Raw genomic sequence first — 24,352 nt, 5'->3', positions numbered from 1 at the left:
TAATATTTATATTCAAAAACAATATAGCTTATAGTGTGTTTTCTTGTTCTTTATTTTATTACTGTTGAAATGATTTTAATGTTAACCATCTTTTAAGATAAAGATAGTAGTTTTGTTTATCCTACATCATCTGATATTCTCCAATTTCCATCATCATCATTGTCAAGTGCTCTATCTAATTCATCTAACATTCTATCAAATTTTTTATCTTCACTATCGTAAATACCTATTTTATCTGCTTTATCCCATGCCTTTGCTATTTCATCAGTATAATCATAAAATTTACTTTCAAGTTCTATTAGTGATTGTCTATCAAAATTTTCATTTGGAAATGCTTTTTGAATAGTTTCAAATCCAAAATCACTACATAGTTTATTAAATGTATCAATACAGGATAACCAGAAATCTTCAATAGGACAGAAATAAAAACTATTTTTTTCAGTTACAAAAAAAACAAGTTCTACTAAACTATTTGCTCGTTCATATTTAAAATAATTATTAACATAATATGGTGATTTGATAAGTTTTTCTGCCTCAAGATTACTTAGATAATGGACTTCATCTTCACAGTATGTTGGATGTGTTGGGTGCATTGAGTAAAATAAAAAAAAATACATAATAAATTATTTTAAGTAATTGTAAATTAATACATCTGTTAAATACTTATTAATACATGCTTTAAAATTTTGATAATATCATATATAATTGGCTAATTTGAGGAAGCTATTATTTTATTTTATAAATGTAAATGTTTTTTTTAATATAGATAAATTTAAGTAGTTTAATTCTTAGTATAGTTGTAAATAAATTATAGGTTGATTTAGTTTAAATTGTATGATCTTGTGATGCAGTTCTGAAAACGTATTCAACTAATTTAATTATGCATTTATATTTTTTGGTTAGATTTTTAATAATTCATAATAATATACTATTTCTAATTAAAATTGAATAATTATTACTCTGTAATCTGAGTTAACTTACCCCTTTTTCTAAATTGCCAAAATCTTCATTACCATATAAAAAACTGTTTTTCCCGAGTTTTTTTTTGTAATTAATTTTATTTACAAAAAAGTTTCTCTGCTCTAAATGATACTTTAAGGAAATATGTTTTTCAATTTCTTCACCAGAAAGTGGAACTCCTTCTTTAGTTTCAATTTCAACTTTAAATTTATCAAACAAAGTATAGTAATTCGTATCAATAGTATCTTGAAATCGTATGCAATTTTTCAAGTAATCTATATTTATGGAAATGTTCAATTCTTGGTTAAAGATAATTTGTTTTAATTCACCTGTCTTTTCATCTGCAAAATCTGAATAAAACAAAATCATTTCATTCTTTAAACCTTCATGTTCTGCAAGCCATTTAAGCATGTTCATTTCATAATCTTCCAAAAGGGTATCATATAATCGCATAGCTTTTTTACAATCTTCTTCAAGGATTAAATATTTTTTTAGAACTTCAGCTCTATAATAATAATGATGAAATTTATTTTCATTTTTATACTTTATGTTCAATATAGACGTAGAACTATAAAATTCAAAGTATTCTTGAAGCCAAGCCAATAATTCATTTTTCGAAATGGTCTTGTTCTTAAAATTGTTTAGGTAAGTTATTGCTCTAAGAGAGGTTGTATTGATGTTAATATAATATGAATTTGGCTGGAAATTTGCCTTTTCATCCTCATATATTTCTATATTTAAAGACTTTCCGCTTTTATTTGCTTTATCCTCAAAATTGCATTTGAAAGCATTACAGTAGTATAAATCCATAACATTTTCATTCTCATCTTCTTCAATAATTACATTAAAATGTTTACCTGAATTTCTACCACAAAACAACATTCCATTTTTATTGTGATTTGAACATTCTTTTGAACCACATTTTCCTGAATGAGACTGTAAAGTGTCGTTGCTCTTTTTTAATTCATCAAAGATTTCTTTTAACTTATTTAAAAACATTTCTTTACTAGCATCTTGATATGTTAAATTCTCATCAAGAATAAGTTCTAATGACACCATATCCATTTCTGTTATGGCTTTAACGACAGTTTCTTTTTTTCTGTTAAAAAGGTTGACATCTCCCATTTGTAGAAGTTGCTGAATTAATTTTTGTTGTTCTGAATTCATAAATTAAAATTATTGAATTGCTATATTTTAATATGTTTTATTATTTTCTTAATCAAAAAACATAGTTACTTGAAATGATAGAGCTTTCTCTTTACAAATTGGACAATAATTATTAACGGTATTTAATTTTAAATCAAAATTATTAATTGTGTTATTATCATAATTATTTCCTTTTAAAATATCGTCAGTATAAAAAAGATACTTATCTGAATTCTTGTGTTCTAAATAATTTATATTTTCAAATTCTAAAGTTCCTTTATTAATTGCCGGAACTGGACAATCGGTTTGATAACTAAATCTTCCTCCACCATATTTAAACTTATTTGAAAACCCACAAGATTTGCAATTAGTAGCTATTATATTTCCCATGATTTATATTATTTAATTTCTATTCAAAATCTTGTTTCAATTCAATGAAAACTCAAACCAAATAGGGATATGATCTGAAATCACCTTTGCTTCCATTATTGTATTGAAGTTTTTATAAAAATGTATTACGCCACAATCAATTTTAGCAACTTTTTGATTGTACCAAATATTATCATACTCAGAAGCAAGACAATTACCATTTTTACATTCCTTCTTGAGTGAGGTTTTTTGCTTTACGAATACAGGTAAATACCCCATACTTTTTAAAGGATTAAATACGGTGTGTGATTGTGGGCAATTAAAATCTCCTAAAAAGATTAAATTTAAATTCGGGTATTGCTCTGGTAAAAATTTAAAGTATTTTATTTCCGTTTCGGGTTGGCGTAATTTAGTGATGGCGTGAAAATTAGCAAGTGTGAATTGCTTATTGTTATATTCAAAAGTTGCGTAATAGGGTTCTCTATCTATTTCTAAATGGTATTTTTTTTCTAACCACGCCTTGCCTACTCTCTTTACTTTACTGGTTTTCCAAAGGAAGGCGTATCGCTCGGTTTTATAGGCACTACTACTTGTTGGGTCGCTAACTACATAATCCCATTTACTTCCTTTTCTATTAAGTTCATCAGCTAGTTTGGCTACAGCTTGTGCTCCGCCATAACCAGCTACAACTTCTTGAATGGCCACCACATCATAATCTTTGATAGTGTTAGCTATAAAGGTGATGGTAGTGTCTGATTTTGATTTCCCAAGATTTTCTAGATTCCAAGAAATGATTTTTACCTGAGCTTGGAGAGATGTGATTAATAGAAAGAGTAAAAAAAATAGTTTGAATTTCATTTGCACTACACTAACCTATTTGGATTTGTTAAACTTTTAGGGATTATTTGCTCTTTTATCATTAGTAGATTTGAATACTACATCCACATAACAAAGTATTGTACTTTATATTAATCTGGATTATGCTGAAAACAATATCCATTGGCTATACTTGTCATATGTTTACACCGTGTCCCTTTTTTGGTTTTTCCTTTACATTGAACGGTTTGATTTTCACCTTGAGCATTATTCTTTTTAGATACTAACCCTAAAGAAGTAAAGCTTTGGGGATTGCATATTTTACATGGTAACAAACTAAGTTCAGCAGCTTTTTGAAGAGATATTTTTTGTGACACATTTTCAACCATTCTGCAATCACCAGTATGATATTTAGCCCCCGAAGGTGTTTTGTATACACTCTGCGCGCTAATTGGCAAGGAAAGAAATATTATAATAATAAGATATTTGATATGATGTGAATTTAAAGTAAAACAATAATTATAAACACCAAAAATAGCATGAATACAAATTAAATTTTTTGATAACCCGCTTCCCCATTTCTTTTTAGTTTCACTTTGTAATTATCACATTTATCGCATCTATAGCTTGATTGCCAAGTTAATGAAAGCTCGTGAACCCCTTGAGTTCTTCCCATATTTGAAGTATTTATATCATAAGAATATCCAAAAGTAAATTCATTTATTTTTAGTGAAAGTATTGTATTAATTGAAGTTAAAACATGACTATTTGGACTTCTTCCCTCAGGATTTGTAGCTGCAATGACACCTAAACTAAATCTGCTGAATTCCATAACACCACCTATATCAAGTCTATTATATTGAGATTGTCTCATATAATTGGCTGTAATTAATAACGTTGAGTCTTCAGGCAATAATTTTGAAGGAGAATTTAGGAATTCAAAGTAGTATCCACCGTGCACCGATAAAAACATGTCCAATGGATAATTACCAAACTCAGTGAACGAAACATCTGGTCTGTTTAAATGCTTTAGTGTTACACCAAACCAAGCATTTTCTTGATCCATTACAAATCCTGCTGAAATGTCAAAAAAGTCTATTGTATCGCTATAATTTGCAACACCAGGATCAACACTACCAGGACTAATTGAGCCATCATTTATGTTGATTTGGTCTTCGAGTAAAAGATTGTTAAAGTTATAATCTTTTCGACCATATCCTGTTTCTAAACCAAGCCTTAACCGCCAATCATAATTCAAATCTACTCTATACGAAAAAGCTCCGTTGATTTGAGCATAGTTATAATTTGTAAATACTTCACGGTGATTTAAAACTGTAATCCCTACTCCTATCTCTTCGCTCACCACATTATTTGCAAAAGCAAATTGTGTGTCAATTTTTCTATTCCCGTCTGGCCATTGCCTCCTGTGAATTATCCCTGCATTCCAAGTATTTGCAATTCCAGTAAAAGCAGGATTGAGCGTTTCTGGCACAAGATAAAATTGGGTAAAAATTGGGTCTTGTCCTCTAACTTCTATCGAAATAAAAGTTAATAGTAAAAATAAAACTAATCTTAATTTCATGTGGCGTGGCTTTTACTTAATTAATACAAAAGTTTGATTTTCATTTACTATCGTTCCATAAAAAGTTTCAGCACTTACTTTGCTGTAATAATTACCGTTTTCAGCATTAAACCCTCTAATTTTTCCATCCCAACCTACTAAAACATCCCCTTTTTCGGTGTAAATAAGAGAACCCCAAGTATCATAAATGTCTAATTTCACATTTCTCAATGCTTTGGTTACTGGTCTGTAAGTATCGTTTAAACTATCATTATTTGGAGTAAAAGCTGTTGGGACAACTAACACATACCCTTTTTCAACAATCAAAGTTATTACTTGGGTATAGACACATCCAAATGGATAAGTCACTGTTTGTGTTACAACATAATCTCTAGGATTTACATAGGTATGGACCGGATTTAGTTCTGTAGAGAAAGTACCATCACCAAAATCCCATGAGACTGATTCATAATCGCCTGTTATAGTACTTTGAAATTGGATTGGGTCTCCAATAGCATAAATTCCATAGGTTGAATAACCAATAGATGAAGTATCGAAAGAAGCCGTCCCAATTTCGGGAACATCCACTACTAAAGTATAAGTTGCTTGACAACCTAAGTTATCAGTAACCGTTAGTATTACCGTGCCATTTACATCGGTTTGCATAATTTCATTATTATTCCCACTGATTGTGCCACTTGACCATTGGTATTGAAAAGGAGGTACACCACCTGATGCTTGAGCAATAAAACTTTGGGAAACTTCACGAGTAGCACAGTTAAAATCTGTTTGCGTATTGACGGTAATCAAAATAGGTGCTGGTCTGGTTAGTGTATATTGTGCCACTTTACTACAACCGTTTGCATCCGTTACTGTAACTAAATAGTTCCCTGCCACAACATTATTTAAATCTTCGGTAGTAGCTCCATTTGACCATAAGTAATTAAAAGGCGGCGAACCTCCTGAAACAACAAGATTTATTGAACCGCTATTTGCATTTGTACAATCTAACGGATTAACAACATTTGCAGAAAGCACTAATAGTTGTGGTTCAACAATAGTAAATGTTCTTACAATGAAACAAGGCGTGCCGTCTGATATTGTTGCTGTATAGGTTCCTGGACCTAGATTATTTCTTGTTAGTCCTGCCGTGCTTCCATCGCTCCAAACTAATGTTACAGGAGGAACTCCACCAGTTAGATTAAGATTAATGCTGCCATTTTGAGCTCCAAAACAAGTAATATTAGTGACAACAGGATTAACAGTAAAAATTGGAGCTTCGGGAATGTTTATGGTTTGTACTTTTTGACAACCCAAATTATCAGTAACTGTAATTGTATAATTACCAGCCGAAAGATTTGTTTGAATGAGACTTGTTGCCAGATTACTCCACTCAAATTGATATGGTGGATTACCTCCAGAAAGTGTAGTCGTGATGGAAGCATCATTAGCCCCATAACACGATATAGGTGTTGTAGTATAGGCAATAATAATTTCTGTTGATTGGGTAATTATAACTGTCAAATTTTTAGAACATCCTTGATTATCTGTGACTGTTAGATTATAAGTTCCAGCAAAAAGAGAAGTAAGATTTTGTGAAGCACTTGTAAAACCATTTGGTCCAGTCCAAGCATATGTATAACCTAATGTAGTTGGATTTGGGGTTCCTCCTACTACATTTACTGTAATAGCTCCAGTTGCTGCACCAAAACACAATACATTGGTTTGACTAACTAAACTTACTACCAAAAGTGGTGGTTCTGTTATAGTAAAGGTTTCTGTTTTTGGTCCACAATTATTTACATCTGTTACTGATACTACATAAGTTCCTGGTGCGAGATTTGAAATATCTTGTGTAGTGGCAAAGGGATTATTATTTCGTGTCCAAGTATAAAAATAGCTTCCTGTTCCACCAGTTACTGAAATATTAATGCTTCCATTGTCACTACCAAAACAAGTACTATCACTTTCGCTATCCACAGTAATTACAATATCAGCAGGTTCAATAATAGTATAGGAGTTTGAAAATGGACAACCTCCAACATCATCAATAGTAACATTGTAAACACCAGGCAATAAATTAGTAATACTCGTAGCAGCAGAAGTAAAACCATTTGGCCCTGTCCAATTTATTGTATAGGGAGGAATTCCACCGGTGATATTGGTAGTAATAGAAGCTGTATTGACACCAAAACAAGTATTATTATTGGCAACCACATTTGGATTAATAGCTGGGTTTACGGTAACCGTAACCGTAAAATTATTTCCCACACAAACTCCAGAAGTTGGAGTAACTGTGTAAGTAACTATTGCAGGACTAGTGGTGGTATTCACTAATGTCTGGCTTATATTGGTTTGAGGTGTGTTTTGAGCTGATGCTCCTGTTATGGAACCTGCAGGTGATATAGTAGGATTAGACCAAGTGTAAGTTGTACCAAGTGGTATTATATTTCCCGAAGCTGTAGTTGGAGTAATGGTAAAAGTAGTACTGCTACAAATGGTAGTTGTTTCGGGAGCTATAACTGGATTTGGATTAATTGTTACCTCAGCAGGATTGGTTCTAATTAATGAACAAGAACCTGATATAGCTGGAAAAGTAACTTCACAGTAATAAAATGTTGTCCCAGTTGAAGCGGCTGGAGGATTATAAGTGGCACTAGTTGCACCAGTAATCAAAGTTCCTCCAGTATTAGCACTACTAGTGTTGGAATACCATTGATAATTTGGCGTACCTGCACCATTAGTGAAGGTTAATGATAAAGTTGTAGGAGTTGCACCTAAACAAATGATACTAGATTGAGGTTGATTGACAACAGCAGGAGCTAAATTGACGATAACTGTTGCTATTGCGCTAGTTACATTACATCCTATTCCTGATGGTTGCGTTATTATACAGTAATAATATAACGTTCCTGCATTAGTAGTTGAAGGAGTGAAACTACTGTTAGTTTCTCCAGCTAGTAAAGTACCCGAAGTGGTATTATTTGCTATTGAACTGTACCATTGATAAGCATAAGAAGTACCTATTCCTCCTGAAGCTACTACTGATAAAACTGTTGCAGGTGAGTTTTGACATAATGTTTGAGATGCCAATGGTTGGGTCACTATTATTGGGTCGTTTACTACATCAACTTGTGCTACAGTACTTGTAATTGAACCACACCCACTTCCACTAAAACTAATAACAACATAGTAGTAGTAAGTTCCTGAAGCTGTATAGACTGGTGGTGTATAAGAAGGTGAATTTGTTCCGACAGCTGTTCCACCTGATGTAGAACTGCTTGTATTGCTATACCATTGATAACTTGCTGTTCCTGTTCCACTAGTATAAGAAACTGTTAGCGGATTGGGTAAACTGCCTCCAATACATAGGCTTTGATTTGGTGTAGGTTGTTGATCAATAGTTGCTCCAGGTGTTATTGTCACAACTGCAGTATTAGTAGATACTACAGCGCAACTTCCTGATATTCCTGAAAAAGTGATTGTACAATAATAATACATAGTACCTACAGTAGTAGCTGGAGGGTTAAATGTTGGATTTGTTTCTCCACTTATGGCTACTCCAGTAGTAGTATCATTTACAGTATTGGAATACCACTGATAGCTTGGAGTACCAATACCATTAGTATAAGTCAATGATAAAGTTGTAGGAGTACCACCAGTACAAACCGTACTTGAAACTGGTTGATTAACTACAGTTGGGGAAGCATTTATTATTACAGCTGCCACGTTACTAGTAACACTACAACCCGGTGTAGATTGCGTAATTATGCAATAATAATAAATAGTCCCTACAGTTGTTGTAAGTGGAATATAGGTTGCACTATTCGCACCAGGTATGGCAATACCACTTGTGGTGTTATTACTAGTATTACTATACCATTGGTATACAAAAGTTCCATTTCCACCAGATGCAGTAACTACTAAATTACTTGGAGTTGCCCCTTGACATAATGTTTGAGTAGCTATAGGTTGAGTAGTAATTGTTGGGTCATCAAAAACAGTTACTTGAGCACTATTGCTTGTTACAGCACCGCACCCGTTTCCTGATAAATTAACTATCACATAGTAATAATAAGTTCCTGAAACAGTGTAAACTGGTGGTAAATATGTTGCATTAGTTGCCCCTGTTATCAATGTTCCACCCGAAGTTGAATTGTTACTATTTGAATACCATTGATATGTAGCCGTTCCTATTCCTCCTAAATATGAAACTGATAATGGCGTTGGAATAGTTACTCCAACACATAAGTTTTGAGAAGCTAAAGGTTGGGTTGTAAGTGTTGGCAATGGAGTTATAGTGACTGAAGCTACATTAGAAGTTATATTTGAACATCCACCAGAGGATAATGTAATAACACAATAGTAATATAGCACTCCAACAGTGCTAGCTGGAGGATTATAAGTGGCACTAGTTGCACCAGCAATCAAAGTTCCTCCTGTATTAGCACTACTAGTGTTGGAATACCATTGGTAAGTTGGTGTTACTGTTGAACTACTTAAAACAACAGACAATAATGTAGGCGTTCCTCCCAAACATACTGTACTTGAAGCGGGTTGTGTAGTAATTGATGGAGCTGGATTAACATTAACAACATAATTAACTGGTGTACCAATACAACCTCCCAATGTTGGAGATATGACATAAGTTACTGTTCCTGGTGAAGTATTCGTTGTAGTGATAGTTTGAACAGGTATTGTATTAGTACCAGAGGGTAAAAACCCAGTTATTCCAGCTGTGGCTGTAGCTGTCCAACTAAATGTGGTACCAGAAGGAGTTGCCGTTAAAGTAACTAATGTAGTTGAAGAACCCGAACAAATGGTTTGACTTAAACTTGTGTTTGTAATTGTTGGAGCTGTATTTACTGTAAAATTTTGGGTAGCCGTATTGGAAGCACCACATTCATTACTAACTACTAATGAAACAGTATAAGGTCCGCCTGCAGGGTAATTAATAGTTCCCGGATTTGCGGTATTAGCCGATGATGGTGTACCACCTGGAAAACTCCAAGCATACGTTAAAGTACTTCCTGTAGGCGCACAACTATTTACTGTTGCCGTTGGATTTATTGAAGCTGTACCACATGAATTTGGTATCGCTGCTATTGCTGCTGTTGGTGGCTTTTTTACGGTGACTATTTGGGTTGTTGTTTGGGCTGGAGTACAAGAATTAAATACTGTTAATGAAATTGCATAGGTACCTGATTCAATAAAATTAAAACTTGCATTTGCCGTTGATTGAGTAGGAATGGTTACAGTAGTGCTGCTGCAATACAGAGGTGTATGTGTTACTTGCCATAAATAAGTTGGTGTTGCACATTGATTAATTAAACTAGTATTATTTGTTGCAATTATTGCTAAAGGGGAACAACCTGATGTTGTATTCAGAGAAAATAAAGGTACTAACGGAGGTTCGATGCAGATTGTTTTTGTTTCTATATCTATTCCACATTTATTCCCTGTTTTTATATTTATTGTATAAGTACCAGCAACACTGAAATTTACACAAATAATATTTGATCCAGATAACCATAAACTAGAATCTGTTGAACCAAAATCGTTACCAAATGACCCAGAACTTAATGAAAAACCCGTCGAAGGTGAAATTGACCATACGATTGAAGGACTTAGACAAGAATTACTTATTACTTGATTTCCAATTGATGTATTTGTAAAACATACTTGAGTATTTACACAACCGATTGTGGGACCTGTAAATTGAGCTTGTGGATTTGCAGATACATAGATTGGCACTACTCCAACAGAAGAGGTACTACAAGGATTTGTAGCAACAATATTTGCAGAAAAAGAGTTTGGGTATGAATTACTTCCATCAGAACTAGTAGTATTACAAGATGAAGTTGTAAAAGTATGAGTGACACTTGATGGAGGAGGATGGTTAAAAACCTGTGGTGTTGAACCATCGTTAAAAGTTACAGTATAAGTAGTACCAGGAGGATTATTTGCTGTACCTGTTATTGGAAAAGTCAAAGAGTCTGCATTACAAATATCAGTATTACCGGGATTCCCTAGCGATACTGCCGGGTTAGAACCTACAAATACAACAAATGTTCTAGTAATTGAGCATCCATTACTGCCATTTATTGTATAGTTCAAATAATATAGTCCAATTTGATACGTATGTGTTAAAGTTGTCCATGAAGTTCCTGTAAAATTTGGTGTAGAATCACCCCAATTTATTGTATAATTGGTATTAGTGGCAGTAGTTGTTGATGTATTAGTAAATGTGAACGGTGATGCGGTATTACTACATATACGAAAAGTAGGGAAACCACCAAAAGTAGAACCCGAACCAGTACCACCCATGTTTGCATTTGGCTGTGGATTAATTGTTACAACAGCACTTCCTGTAACATTTACTGGATTATTTGGAGGTTGAGAGTCTGAAACACTCACCAAAGCATAAGTAAAAGTACCTGCAGTACCTGTTGGAGCATTTAAGGTAACTACACTATTGTTCCCTGTTGTTGATATTGTTTGATTTGCGCCACCATTAATAGTATAAGTAAAGTTATAAGGAGCAGTTCCGCCACTACCTGTAAAAGTAATTAAAGGACTTGCCGCGTTTTGACAAACTGTAGTCGTTCCTGATATTGTAGCTGATGGAACTAGCACCAATTTATTTTCATTGGCTAATCCTAAATTATGAATAAATAAAATCAGGAATGTTAAGTAGATATGCTTCATTTATTAATTTTATTTTAAACAATTACCCTAATTGTCAATTTTGGGATTATAACTTACTATTCATTTATTGTATTTTCTAAAAGTAGTTAAAAAACTATATCTAGAAAAGTTCATTTGTTATTTTATAATTTTAAAACTCAGATTTAGTGTAAATTATAAATAGTTCCAAACTTAAAACTTATAAATGATAAATCCTTACGGAAAACCGTAATTGGTGTTTTTAAAATAGAATTAAAACTGATTAATGATTCTTTGGATTTATCTTCTTGATGATGCTCCTCCTCCTAAACCACCAATGCCAATTATAAAACCTAACCAATAAAAAAAACCAGTATTATGTTCTGCATACAGACCAACATCTAAGCTAAATAATTTTCCTATTAATGCAAAAACAAATATGAATCCATGTAGTATTCCTGAAAAAAAACCATATTCATTTGATGAATAGCCAGCAGGAGCACATGAAGTTAAGTTTATTGCTATAGAAAGGAAAAGAATTGCAATAATTATTTTTTGTTTTTTCATTTTGTATTATTTAATGATAGAAAGGAGTTTCAACTACTGGAGCAAACCATCTAAGAAAATGCTCGAAAATAGTTAGTAATGAAAAGACTAAAAGAATTAAAACTGTTCCTTTTATGATAAAATAACCAATATTATTTTTATCTATTTCATAACTGTCAATTCTATTTCCTAAAGATAATTTGAATACTGCATTAACAACATAGTATGACAAAAAGGTGAATAAGAATGTAAAACCATTGAAAATAGCTATTCTTTGCATTACTTCTAGAAAAGTATTATCTATTGTTTTGGAATAAATAATTACCTCTATAGCGTTCTCTGTTTGTTCTAAAGCTACTTTTAAGAACATAAAAAAAGCTACAAAAATAGAAGTACTCCAAATGGCATAGGATATATTTATCTTCTCATCTGTTTCAGGTTTGATATTTAGTTTTTTCGTAAAAAACTGAATTGCCATAATCATTAGTGCTATTGCTACAACAGCTACTAAACATGTAAAAAATAAGCTTTGTTTATTCATATTATTTAGATTTTAAGGATATTCTCCAGTTATTAAGATTTGAAATTTCGTTTGGTATTTGTCCTGGTTTAGCATTTGGTGCTGTTGTTTCCCAAAGAACATACCTTTGATTGTAATAATTATAAGATAAACCACTAATTGGCAAATTAATTCCGATAATTGAATGACCGTAAAATTCACTACTTAACATTGCTACATCGTAATCATAATGTGAAAAAATAGTATATAACAAAAGTGTTCTTGTGTCACAATCTCCTTTTTGATTAACCAAAAATTCAATAGGTGTATTAATTCCAAAACGTTGTGGCCCGTCACACTCTCCTTTATTATTTAAAAGATAATCTCTTGTAAATTTATCATCGTATAAATTAGCTTCACATCTACCATCTAAAACAATAGCATAAGGAATATCTTGAACAAAAGTGACTATCATTTTTGCGAATTTAACTTTATCCATTTTATTTGTTTTACCAATACTATCAAAGAGTTTATAAACTCCATCTAATTTGTTTTTATCAAACTCTTTTAAATTAAATACTATTTCATTATAATCAATAGTACTGTTCATTCTAAGCGACAAATTGTTTTTATTATAATGTGCACTTTTAAAGCTGCTTAGACTAATTTGATATTTACCTTGATAATTATTCCCATCATAATCATTCCAATTTCTATATCTTGTAATCAAACTATCTGTTTCGGTCTGAATTAATGTATCTATAATTGGCGATGTGCTATCTATAATTGGTGGTTCAATTTTAGGATTAGCTTCTCGAGGATCAATTATAATGGGTGCTGGTGTATATACATGAGATGAATTAGTACATGTTTTAACCAAAGAACCTAAAAAAGCTAACAATAAAATAATCCCTAATATCTTGAATATCCATTTAAGATATGGTGCCAAAATACTTATCAAAAATATTATTGCAAAAAAACCAATGAAGTAAATGAAGCCAGGTAGTATAGCTATTAAAAACCCTATAAATAATAGCAATCCAATTCCTCCAATTATTTCACTTAGACAACCTGAATATCCTGTAGGCGGTGTAGTTAATTTTCTTCCTTTATATTCCCATTTACCCCAAACGTTATCATTATGGTTTATGCACTTAAATTCTTTTCTAATATAATTACCTTTAGTTTCTGTCTTTCCTGTTTCTATTGTACTTGATTTACATGGAGATACTTTTTCTGGTTCAATTGGCTCAGGAGTAAATGTTTCATCTGCTATAGGTCCAATAATTTCTTCTTCCTCCTCACGTTCATAATCAAAAACATATCCTGTCACATAAGCATTAAAAGTTCCGAAAACCTCATCTCTTTCAGTTTGATGGTTTTTTCTGTTGATTTCAAATTCAAACAATTGAGGTTCTAAAACGTTTATTCCAAATGTCTTGTTATTGGCTGATATAATAACTGGAAGTATTTCTGGGAGTTTGCTTTTAGGAAAAACTTTCCCTTTTATTCTCTTTTGTCCGTCTAGGTATTTAAAGTCATTAGGAAAAACAAAAGGCCTATTTTTACTAAAATCATCAATTGAATTACAATTAACTTCTGCTTCATAGATTTCGAAATCAAATAAATCAGATTTATCACTATCATCAGGGATTTTATTTCCTCGATACTTACCTTTAATTGTCCCTTTTAAATAGGTTTTTCGAGGTGTTAATATTTCCTTAGTAACTTTTACATAGTCCAAACCATCCTCTCCAACGAAAGGTACTTCATTTATAATATTTACTATTTTATCCTCCATCAGATTTGAATATTATTTTCACCTTCATCTGGTTGATTATATACAAAATCTAAAAGTCCTACTTCATTATTAGTAATAGCAACAGTATTAACTCTTTTTGTTCGGAATGGCATATCAAGCCAATATTCGTATTTAATAATAACTTCGTCTTTATATTCCTCTACAATTTGTTTATACAATTCATGGTATTTTATGGAATTAACTTTCTTTAGTTTTTCTAATAAGTGTAATAATCTTGATTTTGAGACCTCATTGTATTTCTTTATATTAGATGATATTTTTTTCGAAAATAGTTTTTTTGTCTGGTCGTATTCTTCCAAAATAATCTTATGTTCAATAAGCATTCGTTGAAAATAATAATCAGAAGTTCTGATATCTCTAGCATTTACTGTTTTTAGTTTCTTTTCAAGCCAACTAAAGTTAGTTGTATTAATTAGCTCTTCTCTTAATCTAACAATATCTGGTTCGTTATCTTTTAAATTAAATATTCTTGCTGAAATGTCACGAGCCTTATATTTAAAAATAATAGGTAATAAAAAAGCTAAGCACACAGATAAAGTGATTATCCAAGAAAGTGGATTTTCAACTAATAGTATTTGAATTGTTTTAACATAAAAATTGCTTTTATTGAGCAAATCGTTTAGCTTATTATAATTGTCTATTTTTTTTGTGATTAATGATGACATACTGGCTTTAAAACTATCATAATCTGTTTTTAAATATCCTAGAATTGAAATCGAATTTAGGTCGTTTATAAAACCATTATCCGACAATAGTTCATCATTTAAACGACTTTCTAAATCATTAATTATTGTTGTTTTTTTTAACTTCTCTATGGAAGATAAGAACAAATTGCAATCTATTTTATCTAATTGTTTTAGCTTTTGAGTTGCGTATCTTATGAATTTATCATCTCTATTAATCTTAGCATTAATCAATTGTAATTGAGCTGAAACTTGACTGGCTTCATTAGAACTTAATTTATTGATTATTTTTTGGTTTAAGTCTTTTTGATTTTCTAATTCCGATTTAATTAAATGCTTGTTAGTTAATGCATAAAGTTTAACTCTTTCTTGAATTTTATGTTTATCTAATTCCGTTTTTATAGTTGAAGAAAGTATTGAGTAATTTAATGGTTGTGCAATAATGATAGCCAAAAGCATTATAAATCCAATTCGACAAAACATTGATAATGTTAGAAAACTGTTTTTATTTTCTTGTGTTTCGACACTATCATTTTTTCTTCTTTTCTTTTTTGAAGCAAGAGGTATGATTGTTGGTGAAATCGTATGAAGCAATAATAAATACATGTTCACTACCATAGCACCCCAAAATATCCCAATTGGAATACTAGCCCATTCCGCACCTTGAAATAATGATATACTAAAAAGTGTTGCGCTAAAAAAACAGCCAACAAAGATTAACAATACAAAAAAACCAATAAGGGCAAATCTTTTTTGGATGCCCCAATTGCATCTTGTTAAAATATAGTTATCCTCGCCAGAACAGGTAAACAGAAAAAGACGTATGTCACTAACAACTTTATTCATTACTCATCTATTCCTTTAATATAGTCATCTAAATTATCATCAATTTTTTTCTTTTCCCGTTCTTTATATTTTTGAACTGCATATTCTGTTAACTCTTTTTGAATTTCAGTGACTTTAATTTTTTCGAATAATATTCTTTCCGCTTCATGGTTAATGGTAAGATGTTTTTCTACTCCTTGTTTGTCCTTGTAATAATCATATTTTACCTCAATACCATAATCAGCTTTTAGCAATTCATCACGGTTTTCAGCGAGATAATCATAAGTAGTTTTTGTAAGCATTAATTTGAAGAAAATAGGAGTTAATTCAATCGCCATAAATAGTAATGTTATAAATAGAGATATCCAAAAACCAGCTACTTCATGAGCTATTTTAATACGTTCAAGTAAACCATCAAGACCATTGGCTATTTTTTCATTGTTTCCTCTTTCATTTTCCTTTGCCTTTCTTAATTCATCTTTTCTTTTATTTAGTTCTTCTAAGTCTTTACCATTTTGTTTATCAAAATCATCTAATTGTCTTTCTAAATCCGCTAATTGTGATTTTAAAGCTTTTGACAAAGGACCATTGCCACCTGGAATCCCATTGGCTTTTCCCATTAAGTTATCCGTATAAGCCTGCTCAGCAATTTCTATTCGGCTAATTAATGCTTTCCTTTGTTCTGCAATTGATCCAAATTCTTTATCTAATAATTTTTCTCTATCAGCAAAAGTTTTATCAACTTTTGCTTGATAATCGGCTTGTTGCTCTAGTTGTTTTTCTCTTAATTTAATATCAATTTCAGTTTTAAACATCCTAATTTCAACAGGTTTAGATATAGTCATTGCTATAATTATTCCCATAATTATTCGAGGAAAAGCACTTTTTAATTCACCCACAGTTATGGCTTCAGTTCCATCACCTTTACCAGTGCTTGTGACAATAAAACGGTCAATATTAAAAATCATTAAACCCCAAATAATCCCAAAAATTAAAGCCAGGAAAACTGTATTTAAGTCTATTGGATTTTCAATTGCTGAACCTCTCTTTTCAAAAATCGTATAAAAAGCATATCCTCCAGCCAAACCTGCCATAGCACCAGTAGCAAATACAATTCCACCTAGGCACATGTATTTAATTTGATCTGAATAGGTTGCTCTTTCCAAAAGATAACGGTCGCCACCTGCACATTTCCATAGAAAACGCATAATGGAGCTTGATTTCGGTAATTCGTAATAATCTCGTGTCATATAAATTCGTTTTGGTTAAAGGTTGTTTTTAATATTTCTATTTTAGGTTGATTAATTTTAATATCAGGTATTGTGATATTTGGTTTATTAATATCACATTTGATTAAAGAGTGAGTTAATATTGGAATAGTTCTTTCTTCTAATTTAAGATTTAAGTTTGAGAAAGTGGTTTTAAAAGTTGAGTTATTAATTGATAGTTGAGGTTCAAATTTTAGTTTGTATGTTCTACTTCTAAAGAAGCCATGAACGACAAAATCGAATTCTTTATCAAAATTCTTTAAATCAAAAATCTTGATTTGTTTTTCTAATGTAATGTGTTTTCCAAATCGGTACCATAAAGCATTTTTAAATCTATAATTTATAATGATATAACTATTATCAAAAAGGTGCTCAGTAGAATAGTTTAGATATATTTCTTCAATTCTTTTTCTTGGTCTAAAAAGAATAATAAAAAAACGAGCTATCACAACTTTAATAAAGTGGAGCTTTCGGAAAAGGTATGATAGATAATGTGAAACCAAACTTTATTGTTTTTTAAATGAATAACTAAAAAATAAAATAGCTGCTACTATATCAATAGGCATCCACAGTGATCTTTGATATAAATAAATTGGAAATATAGGATTGAAAACAATTGCTGTAATTCCAAAAAGAACAAACCAAATACTTATTCCTGTTTTGAATTCATTTGCTAATATAATTGCTGCTGTAACCGTAACAGCTATTCTTAAAAAGGTATAGTAACCAATTGGTAATGGAGCTAAAGCTAACAATAAGGCAATGGCGATTATTAATTGTATACCTTTCATAATAGGTTACTTATTGTTAGTGAATTATAAAAATAATAAAAAAATTAATCCTAATAGTACTATTAAAAAATATTTATTGTTTTAACTCAATTAGTAAAAGCGAATTTGAAAGTAATAAATGATGAACCAATTACAAAAATTGAAACTAGCTAGGTGTTCACTTAACAACAAAAACCGCTTTTTATCCAAACCCCTATAATCTAATAACTTTATGTCTTTCGTATCGATTTGTGACTTTTTAATATTGAGATTATATGTTATTATGTGCTTTGTTTATAGGACTTTGTGTCAATGTCTTTAATTTTTTTTGGAGTTTTGAATAATTTTTTTAAAAACAATTTACCTAAATTGACAAAGCGTGGTCATTAGCAATTTATGGTCATTGTGGTGGTTTTCCTTAAGCTTCATAAATATTGATTTTAAAAGTCCTATCCTAAAAACAACGTCGACAATTTTCTACATTTCTCTTCCAAGAACTGTTTTAAAAATCGGTTGAAAATGTAATGCAAGTCCACCGTAAATAACCATTTCTTTTTTTTCTGCCTTGTTCAAATGTTTGGTATGCTAATATTGCAAATCCCACAAGTCCAGCGAACCTTAAAAATTGATAAAAGCCGTAAGTCATATCCGTTAAACATAGAAAAAACAAAATCGCTAAGACGTTTTTTATGAAATTACTCAAATTTAAGTTCATCTGTAAATTCTTCGTGAAGTCCATAATTATGGAAGTCTATTAAATAATTCATCTGCTTTGGAAACTGAGTGATAATGGTTTCTTCACTTGTTTTCAATTTTGACTTTACCATTTGCAGGAACTTTATTTCATTTGGCTCAACTTTTTTGTCTGATTCAATTGCTCTGATTAGAACTTCAATCAATAACAATTCTTGATTGTCGTTTAGATTGGCATTTGAAACTTCTTTTAGATATTCATTGATTGCTGAAGCACCATTTTCTTTGAGATATTTTAGATTATTCGCTAGTGGTTCTTCAAAGTCATATCCCATAAAATAAATTTCATTTTCAGCCATATTTCTGATTTCAGAAATTTCCGATTCCTCTATGCTGCCATCACAGGCAATAACTGACACTGCTGATTTAAGCAGTAAGTTTTGAAATGCTTCTGTTTTCATAATCCAAATCCAATTTTAGTTGTAATTTGTTCTTTAGTTCCTCGAGGTAATAAATCTAGTAAGCCAAAGTTTATTTCTCTTAGCCTATCCCAATTTTGACTTTCAACTGCAAATTTTCCAGCATCAATAAGGCTCTTAGCTTGAGTTTGGTCATTCATTTTTGGTTGTTCACCTTTTAACCAATTGAAAATACCAGTTAAAAAATCAGGAGTTCGCCATCTGATTTGTCCAATAATACTTTGAAGTTCATCAGACTTTTCCTGAATTTTAATTGGGCTATTAGTCGACATAAAAACTTCTTCTTGAGAAACAATATCATTATATGTTTTTCTTTCGTGGTCATTACCGTTTTCATCAATAAGTTTTAAGCATTCTTCCTTTGTTTCAAAGTAGTGCTCTCTTACTTTTTGAATACGCTTGTGTTTTGTTGCAGAGTCAATTTCTTGGGCAATTTTTCTTTTCCTATCTTCGAGTTTATATTTATCATCAGTAACATCATCATCATTTAATTTCTCAGTTTCCTCAGCTACAATTTCCATTTCTTTTTTCAATTTGGATAATGCACTTGCAGTTTCATAATCCTCTTTTTCTGTAGCTTGTTCGATTTCTTCATCTAATTTTTCAGATAAGTCTTCCACTTGCTCTTTCAGCATTTCTACTGGTGTATGTCTTTCTTTTGGATTAAAAGTTTCTTTAAACTCTTGGTCAGCCATATTTAAATATGCAGCAACGGTCAGGTCTTGTGATTCAGATAAGGAAATTGTGATTTCAATATCAGAACCTTTTGAAATATCCCTTTTTAAGTTTTTACCAGTTATTCCAATAAACCCAATGCTTTTGTTGGCTTCAGGTAAAGCAAGATGAGAACCTTGTAATATGTTAATGCGAATGTCATTTTCTTCGCTTCCTTTAATGATTGTTTTATTAATCGGGAATGTTAAAGTTCGTTTGGTTGGTAAAATTGTGTTGCGTTGAAAGATTAATGCTAGACGTGTAAGGCCTGGATTATCATAATCATCAACTTCTAAGCAAATATCTTCCGGTAAAGGTTGACCACTTATACCAAATCCACTATTAATTCCAATTGGCTCAACATCTGATTCTACAACGTTATTTAGACTGTCATAAACAGTTAATGTGAAAAAATTATAGGCATTTTCAACAAGAGGTAAATCCTCGCTTATTCTTTCGCTCAATTTCTTTAATCCAGAATCAAAACCACCATCTTGTCTTACAATTTTATAATATAAGTTGTCGGTTTCACCTGTTACCCTAGCAGCAAACAATTCATCTTTTTCTTTTGATGCCTTATTGTAACTTGCCTTGATTGAAATTGCAGATTTTTTTTGTTGCTTATCTGATTTTGAAATTTCCTTTTGTTTAGTTGCAGCATAGTAAGCAGCACCTACCGCAACCGCTGTCGTTGGGTCAATTTCACAATTTGCAGGTATTTGTAATATCTCTTCAACTCTTTGTCTTACATAGGGAATATATGTAGAGCCACCAACCATTAATGTAAATTGAATATCCTTCGAACCAAGTGAGTTTCTAGTCAGTATAGTTTTTATCATTTCAATTGTTCCATCAACAGAAGATTTTATGAGTTCGTTAAATTCTGAACGTGTAATAGTTATTTCAAAATCTACTTCATTTCCTTCTTCATCTTCAAAACCATCTACTACAATTTCAGCCGATGTAACTGCCGACAATCTAATTTTTGCTTCTTCGGCTCTGCTTAAAAGAACGTAGTATTTAGAATTGTATTTACCCGATGCACTTTTCATTTCATCTTCTAAATTCTCAAATGAAAATTCTGCATTAATTTTAGGAATGACAAGTTTGTCAACTATCATTTGGTCAATGTCAGCACCACCTAAGAAATTATTCCCTTCGTGGTCAATTACTTTCATTTCTCCCTCCTTAATTCTGATTAAAGCCACATCAAAAGTTCCGCCACCAAAATCATAAACTAACCATTGCCCATCTGTCAGTTCTTTTGATTTTTTCATATTTGCATAGGCCAAACTTGCAGCAATTGGTTCCTGTAATAAAACAACTTGCTTGAATCCTGCCTGATAACCTGCTTCTTTCGTAGCATTTGATTGGATAAGGTCAAACGAAGCAGGAATAGTGATTACTACTGATTCCAAATTATCTCCTGTGTTTACGAAAGTTTTTAATTCTTTCAGCACTTGTGCAGAAAGTTCAATTGGTGTTATGGAACGATTTTGTGATTTGATTTGAAAACTTTCTGATGTTCCCATCTTTCTTTTAAAAAATGCCTGCGTAAAAGCATCCTTTTTTTGTTTTCCAAACATCACTTTTGCTTGACTACCAACAATAATTTTGTCTTTTTGATAGCAAACCACTGAAGGTAGTGTGGCTCTACCATAATCCAACGGATTATTGAAAACGATTACTTCGCCTTTTACAAATTTGGCGATAGCCGAATTTGTTGTTCCAAGATCTATTCCGAAATTGATTGTATTTTCCATTTTTTGAATGATTTTTAAGATTTAAGATTTTGATTCAGCTACAACAATGCCTTTTCGGGCAATAAGTGTAATACCTCCCTTGCGATACCTAACAATAGGTTTTATTACCTCTGTAATTATAAGATTGTCAGCAGAGTTGCCAGCAATACTTGCTTCTATATCGGTTCGAGTTTCGTTGTATGCTTCCCCAATTGGATTGTGATATACTAATCCTCCGTCTGTTTCAAGCTGTTCAAATATCTCTTTTAACCTACTTACATTTCGGCCTATAGAGTTTGATTCCGTTAGGATTTCTACCTTTTTTTCAATCTCAAAAACTTGGTCTATCAAGTCAATGTAAATTTTTGGCACTTTTATTTGTTCGTTCATATTTTTTTATTTTTTAAGCACTTGGTTTAGAAAATGTCCAACCTTCTCTCATTCTGTCGATAAGCAAAGGATGTTTTGATAATGTCAATTCTGATGTGTCTTTTATTCCACTATTACTAACTTGGTTCCCCTCTACAGCTTTTCCAATTACCCAGCCAACAACTGCACCGATAATTCCTCCAATAATAAAATGTTCTCCATCAGTTATAGCGCCGATAATTACACCTAATATCAATATTGCAAAGAAAATCAAATAGTATTTATCACTTCCTTTTGAGTGAATTTCATTGCAGCTTTTACATCTTGGTATTGTAACATCTGTATATGAAAACTGCACTCTTCTTGGTATGTAACTTCTATATGTTTCTTTATAAATAGTTTGTGATATACCACTATTATCATCTGGCGGATTCTTCTCGCAAAAATGACAAACTAAAACACCCTTGTATTTCTTTTCCAATTCTTCAAGTTCGTTTTTGTCTTGTTTGAATTTTAGTTTTGCTTCATCACTTACATTGATTTGTAATGCAAAATTGATTAAATACAAAGAAGATTTTACATCGTTTTGCTTGTTCCAACAGGAAATAGATAGACTTCTTATTGAATATCCAATCTGTGTTCTAATTTCATTTGCAAATGCCGGGAGAGCATTAAGTTCTGTCAATGAGATTAATTGTTTCACTTTTTCAAAAGCATCCGTTGCTTGAACAGACTTACTTTCTACACTTTTAATTTGAGTTTGTATTGCAAGAAGTATTATTGCCCATTTTTTTAACGTTGGAGCGTTTTTTTCTTGTTCTACTCTTTCTTCGTGTTTTTTCTTTACAATGTCATAATTCTTTTGAAAAGTTGGTTTACTTACACTCTCAATATTTAATTCAAGAAGGTATTCTAACAACTGAAGCGAAACAAAGGTGGTATTAAATTCATTCCATATTGCAAGTTGTAAGAAGTTGATTGATGCTGCAATCTTATTTATTTGACTTTGAAAATATGACGGCAAGTGATTAAGCAATTCCGTTTGAAATAAATCCTTTACCAAATCAATAACGTCATCAATGTCTTCATCTGAATAATCAGATTCCTCATTTTTGATTTCTTTTGTAATTGCGTCAACTTTTTGCAACCGATTTTGAATTTCAATACTAAGGCCTTTGAAAGCAACGTTTAAGTCTGCTGTACTAATTAAAACTTGAGTTCTTAAAATCTTCCTAAGCCTTTCTTCGTCTTGGTCTATAAAAGCTTTTAAAATCGCTTTATCAAATTTTGGTGAAAAGTAAGGACTAATAAATTTTACAAATTCAGGTAGCTTATAAATACTTTCTTGTTTGAAAAATTCAAAAAGTCTATCATTACCGTTTACAAGAAAGTCATTTAATAATTTATTAGAAACAAGGTGTGAATAGAACTCTAGAGCATTTATGTTTTCTAATTCATCAATAACCTTTTCACAATCGGTTTTAGTCAGAGTTAAACCTTTATAATCAAGGTGTCCATTGTCTGAAAGGTCAATGTCGGCAAAAAGTTTTCGTTTTGCTTTTTTGACGATTGAATTATCAATAACCGCTATGTCGGTATTTTCCAATTCAAGTATTTCTATTGGGTTAATAAAATTCATAGCTATTATCTTCTTTCAGTTACTATATAAAATTGCCAAGTGTAGCCCATATTACTCTCCATATATTCAGTCCCAACGTTTGGAATAACACTTGGTGCTGATGCGCGATAATTATATGTTCCTGGACTTAGTGTAATTGTTCTTTTTTGTTTGGGAGAGAAAGTATACGTTTCGCTATTAAGTTTTAAAGTTAGGGTCAAAGATGTATTGTTGAATATTTCAATTTCGGGATAATAATTAGAGGTTTTACCACTTGGAGTAAACATTCCCCTATCATTTTTCTCAACTATGTCCCCAATTTTCACAAACGACTTATGAATGTATCCTTCTTTGTCTGTTTCAATATCTATTATATTATAGAAATCATTTTCCATTTCAAGTGAAATAATAAAAATTTGTGTTCCCGATTTTAAAGATGAAATTACACCGTAGTCAGTTGCGGGTCCTTGTCGAAAGTTGACTTGTTTAGTTATAGTACCCAAATAAGATTGACTTAACAAACTATTATAAACAAGAAGTGAGATAATAAGTAGTGTTCCTTTATTCATTTTTAATTTATTTAACCCTTAAAACACAACTCACAAACTCTATCATAATTATAATTTTTGGTTTGCGAATTGAATACAATTGGTGCTTCTAATTCTGATTTCATAAAGTTGATGTAATTGAAAACTGTTCTAACGGAAATGCCTAATCTATTGGATAACTCGTTAGGCGTTCCTGTTCTTTCAGCTTCGATAAGCTCGTGTAACTTTATGATTATCCTTATATCCAATTATAATTTA

Annotated in this window: 21 protein-coding genes; all 21 read right to left on the bottom strand. The window is 31.4% G+C overall.

Annotated elements, in window-relative coordinates; genetic code table 11:
- Positions 1-116 precede the first annotated feature (116 nt).
- The 21 genes from ACSVH2_RS08775 to ACSVH2_RS08675 all read right to left on the bottom strand — a co-directional run bounded on the left by ACSVH2_RS08775 (position 117) and on the right by ACSVH2_RS08675 (position 24,342).
- Complete coding sequence (locus tag ACSVH2_RS08775; RefSeq protein ID WP_438092793.1) at positions 117-617, bottom strand: hypothetical protein; 501 nt, start codon at positions 615-617, stop codon at positions 117-119.
- 355 nt (positions 618-972) lie between these two features.
- Positions 973-2,127, bottom strand: coding sequence for a hypothetical protein (locus tag ACSVH2_RS08770; RefSeq protein ID WP_438092792.1), 1,155 nt, complete (start codon positions 2,125-2,127; stop codon positions 973-975).
- 48 nt (positions 2,128-2,175) lie between these two features.
- Positions 2,176-2,496, bottom strand: coding sequence for a hypothetical protein (locus ACSVH2_RS08765; RefSeq protein ID WP_438092791.1), 321 nt, complete (start codon positions 2,494-2,496; stop codon positions 2,176-2,178).
- 36 nt (positions 2,497-2,532) lie between these two features.
- A complete protein-coding gene (locus tag ACSVH2_RS08760; protein WP_438092790.1) occupies positions 2,533-3,333 on the bottom strand; it encodes an endonuclease/exonuclease/phosphatase family protein in 801 nt (266 codons plus the stop codon).
- Positions 3,334-3,443: 110 nt separating this feature from the next.
- Positions 3,444-3,680: a DUF5763 domain-containing protein gene (locus ACSVH2_RS08755; protein WP_438092853.1), complete on the bottom strand. Its 237-nt coding sequence runs from the start codon at positions 3,678-3,680 to the stop codon at positions 3,444-3,446.
- Positions 3,681-3,841: 161 nt separating this feature from the next.
- On the bottom strand, positions 3,842-4,873 hold the full coding sequence (locus ACSVH2_RS08750; protein WP_438092789.1) for a PorP/SprF family type IX secretion system membrane protein: 1,032 nt from the start codon (positions 4,871-4,873) through the stop codon (positions 3,842-3,844).
- A gap of 12 nt (positions 4,874-4,885) precedes the next feature.
- On the bottom strand, positions 4,886-11,560 hold the full coding sequence (locus tag ACSVH2_RS08745) for a PKD domain-containing protein (protein WP_438092788.1): 6,675 nt from the start codon (positions 11,558-11,560) through the stop codon (positions 4,886-4,888).
- Positions 11,561-11,818: 258 nt separating this feature from the next.
- On the bottom strand, positions 11,819-12,085 hold the full coding sequence (locus ACSVH2_RS08740; RefSeq protein ID WP_438092787.1) for a hypothetical protein: 267 nt from the start codon (positions 12,083-12,085) through the stop codon (positions 11,819-11,821).
- A 10-nt stretch (positions 12,086-12,095) separates the two neighbouring features.
- Complete coding sequence (locus ACSVH2_RS08735; protein ID WP_438092786.1) at positions 12,096-12,605, bottom strand: DUF350 domain-containing protein; 510 nt, start codon at positions 12,603-12,605, stop codon at positions 12,096-12,098.
- A 1-nt stretch (position 12,606) separates the two neighbouring features.
- The gene (locus ACSVH2_RS08730) at positions 12,607-14,364 is read right to left on the bottom strand and encodes a hypothetical protein (RefSeq protein ID WP_438092785.1); all 1,758 of its coding nucleotides are present in this window, start codon (positions 14,362-14,364) and stop codon (positions 12,607-12,609) included.
- A complete protein-coding gene (locus tag ACSVH2_RS08725; protein ID WP_438092784.1) occupies positions 14,364-15,914 on the bottom strand; it encodes a DUF4407 domain-containing protein in 1,551 nt (516 codons plus the stop codon). The genes ACSVH2_RS08730 and ACSVH2_RS08725 overlap by 1 nt, the downstream gene beginning before the upstream one ends.
- Complete coding sequence (locus ACSVH2_RS08720; protein WP_438092783.1) at positions 15,914-17,143, bottom strand: DUF4407 domain-containing protein; 1,230 nt, start codon at positions 17,141-17,143, stop codon at positions 15,914-15,916. The genes ACSVH2_RS08725 and ACSVH2_RS08720 overlap by 1 nt, the downstream gene beginning before the upstream one ends.
- A complete protein-coding gene (locus ACSVH2_RS08715) occupies positions 17,140-17,610 on the bottom strand; it encodes a hypothetical protein (RefSeq protein ID WP_438092782.1) in 471 nt (156 codons plus the stop codon). The genes ACSVH2_RS08720 and ACSVH2_RS08715 overlap by 4 nt, the downstream gene beginning before the upstream one ends.
- A 57-nt stretch (positions 17,611-17,667) precedes the next feature.
- Entirely contained in the window at positions 17,668-17,952 is a 285-nt protein-coding gene (locus tag ACSVH2_RS08710) for a DUF6804 family protein (RefSeq protein ID WP_438092781.1), read from the bottom strand.
- 481 nt (positions 17,953-18,433) lie between these two features.
- Positions 18,434-18,577 carry a DUF6804 family protein gene (locus ACSVH2_RS08705; RefSeq protein ID WP_438092852.1) on the bottom strand — a complete coding sequence of 48 codons (144 nt, stop codon included), beginning with the start codon at positions 18,575-18,577 and terminating at the stop codon, positions 18,434-18,436.
- A 49-nt stretch (positions 18,578-18,626) separates the two neighbouring features.
- Positions 18,627-19,085 carry a TerB family tellurite resistance protein gene (locus tag ACSVH2_RS08700; protein ID WP_438092780.1) on the bottom strand — a complete coding sequence of 153 codons (459 nt, stop codon included), beginning with the start codon at positions 19,083-19,085 and terminating at the stop codon, positions 18,627-18,629.
- Positions 19,082-21,580, bottom strand: a complete 2,499-nt coding sequence (locus tag ACSVH2_RS08695) for an Hsp70 family protein (RefSeq protein ID WP_438092779.1) — start codon at positions 21,578-21,580, stop codon at positions 19,082-19,084. The genes ACSVH2_RS08700 and ACSVH2_RS08695 overlap by 4 nt, the downstream gene beginning before the upstream one ends.
- A 21-nt stretch (positions 21,581-21,601) precedes the next feature.
- Positions 21,602-21,949: a hypothetical protein gene (locus tag ACSVH2_RS08690; protein ID WP_438092778.1), complete on the bottom strand. Its 348-nt coding sequence runs from the start codon at positions 21,947-21,949 to the stop codon at positions 21,602-21,604.
- 13 nt (positions 21,950-21,962) lie between these two features.
- Positions 21,963-23,567, bottom strand: a complete 1,605-nt coding sequence (locus tag ACSVH2_RS08685) for a hypothetical protein (protein ID WP_438092777.1) — start codon at positions 23,565-23,567, stop codon at positions 21,963-21,965.
- Between the two features lie 5 nt (positions 23,568-23,572).
- Entirely contained in the window at positions 23,573-24,115 is a 543-nt protein-coding gene (locus ACSVH2_RS08680) for an SH3 domain-containing protein (protein ID WP_438092776.1), read from the bottom strand.
- Between the two features lie 11 nt (positions 24,116-24,126).
- Positions 24,127-24,342: an HTH domain-containing protein gene (locus ACSVH2_RS08675; protein ID WP_438092775.1), complete on the bottom strand. Its 216-nt coding sequence runs from the start codon at positions 24,340-24,342 to the stop codon at positions 24,127-24,129.
- Positions 24,343-24,352 lie beyond the last annotated feature (10 nt).

The organism is Flavobacterium sp. RSB2_4_14 (assembly GCF_051547085.1).
Classification (GTDB): domain Bacteria; phylum Bacteroidota; class Bacteroidia; order Flavobacteriales; family Flavobacteriaceae; genus Flavobacterium.
Note: the sequence above shows the minus strand (reverse complement) of the source record. Positions and strands in the feature narration are given on the sequence as shown.

What these genes read in the sequence shown, in the direction of transcription:
- ACSVH2_RS08770 (WP_438092792.1), bottom strand. Translation starts at nt 2,127, where the DNA reads ATGAATTCAGAACAACAAAAATTAATTCAGCAACTTCTACAAATGGGA.
- ACSVH2_RS08735 (WP_438092786.1), bottom strand. Translation starts at nt 12,605, where the DNA reads ATGAATAAACAAAGCTTATTTTTTACATGTTTAGTAGCTGTTGTAGCA.
- ACSVH2_RS08680 (WP_438092776.1), bottom strand. Translation starts at nt 24,115, where the DNA reads ATGAATAAAGGAACACTACTTATTATCTCACTTCTTGTTTATAATAGT.
- ACSVH2_RS08700 (WP_438092780.1), bottom strand. Translation starts at nt 19,085, where the DNA reads ATGAAAACAGAAGCATTTCAAAACTTACTGCTTAAATCAGCAGTGTCA.
- ACSVH2_RS08720 (WP_438092783.1), bottom strand. Translation starts at nt 17,143, where the DNA reads ATGACACGAGATTATTACGAATTACCGAAATCAAGCTCCATTATGCGT.
- ACSVH2_RS08755 (WP_438092853.1), bottom strand. Translation starts at nt 3,680, where the DNA reads ATGGTTGAAAATGTGTCACAAAAAATATCTCTTCAAAAAGCTGCTGAA.
- ACSVH2_RS08765 (WP_438092791.1), bottom strand. Translation starts at nt 2,496, where the DNA reads ATGGGAAATATAATAGCTACTAATTGCAAATCTTGTGGGTTTTCAAAT.
- ACSVH2_RS08690 (WP_438092778.1), bottom strand. Translation starts at nt 21,949, where the DNA reads ATGAACGAACAAATAAAAGTGCCAAAAATTTACATTGACTTGATAGAC.
- ACSVH2_RS08705 (WP_438092852.1), bottom strand. Translation starts at nt 18,577, where the DNA reads ATGACTTACGGCTTTTATCAATTTTTAAGGTTCGCTGGACTTGTGGGA.
- ACSVH2_RS08760 (WP_438092790.1), bottom strand. Translation starts at nt 3,333, where the DNA reads ATGAAATTCAAACTATTTTTTTTACTCTTTCTATTAATCACATCTCTC.
- ACSVH2_RS08775 (WP_438092793.1), bottom strand. Translation starts at nt 617, where the DNA reads ATGTATTTTTTTTTATTTTACTCAATGCACCCAACACATCCAACATAC.
- ACSVH2_RS08710 (WP_438092781.1), bottom strand. Translation starts at nt 17,952, where the DNA reads ATGAAAGGTATACAATTAATAATCGCCATTGCCTTATTGTTAGCTTTA.
- ACSVH2_RS08730 (WP_438092785.1), bottom strand. Translation starts at nt 14,364, where the DNA reads ATGGAGGATAAAATAGTAAATATTATAAATGAAGTACCTTTCGTTGGA.
- ACSVH2_RS08745 (WP_438092788.1), bottom strand. Translation starts at nt 11,560, where the DNA reads ATGAAGCATATCTACTTAACATTCCTGATTTTATTTATTCATAATTTA.
- ACSVH2_RS08685 (WP_438092777.1), bottom strand. Translation starts at nt 23,567, where the DNA reads ATGAATTTTATTAACCCAATAGAAATACTTGAATTGGAAAATACCGAC.
- ACSVH2_RS08695 (WP_438092779.1), bottom strand. Translation starts at nt 21,580, where the DNA reads ATGGAAAATACAATCAATTTCGGAATAGATCTTGGAACAACAAATTCG.
- ACSVH2_RS08725 (WP_438092784.1), bottom strand. Translation starts at nt 15,914, where the DNA reads ATGAATAAAGTTGTTAGTGACATACGTCTTTTTCTGTTTACCTGTTCT.
- ACSVH2_RS08740 (WP_438092787.1), bottom strand. Translation starts at nt 12,085, where the DNA reads ATGAAAAAACAAAAAATAATTATTGCAATTCTTTTCCTTTCTATAGCA.
- ACSVH2_RS08750 (WP_438092789.1), bottom strand. Translation starts at nt 4,873, where the DNA reads ATGAAATTAAGATTAGTTTTATTTTTACTATTAACTTTTATTTCGATA.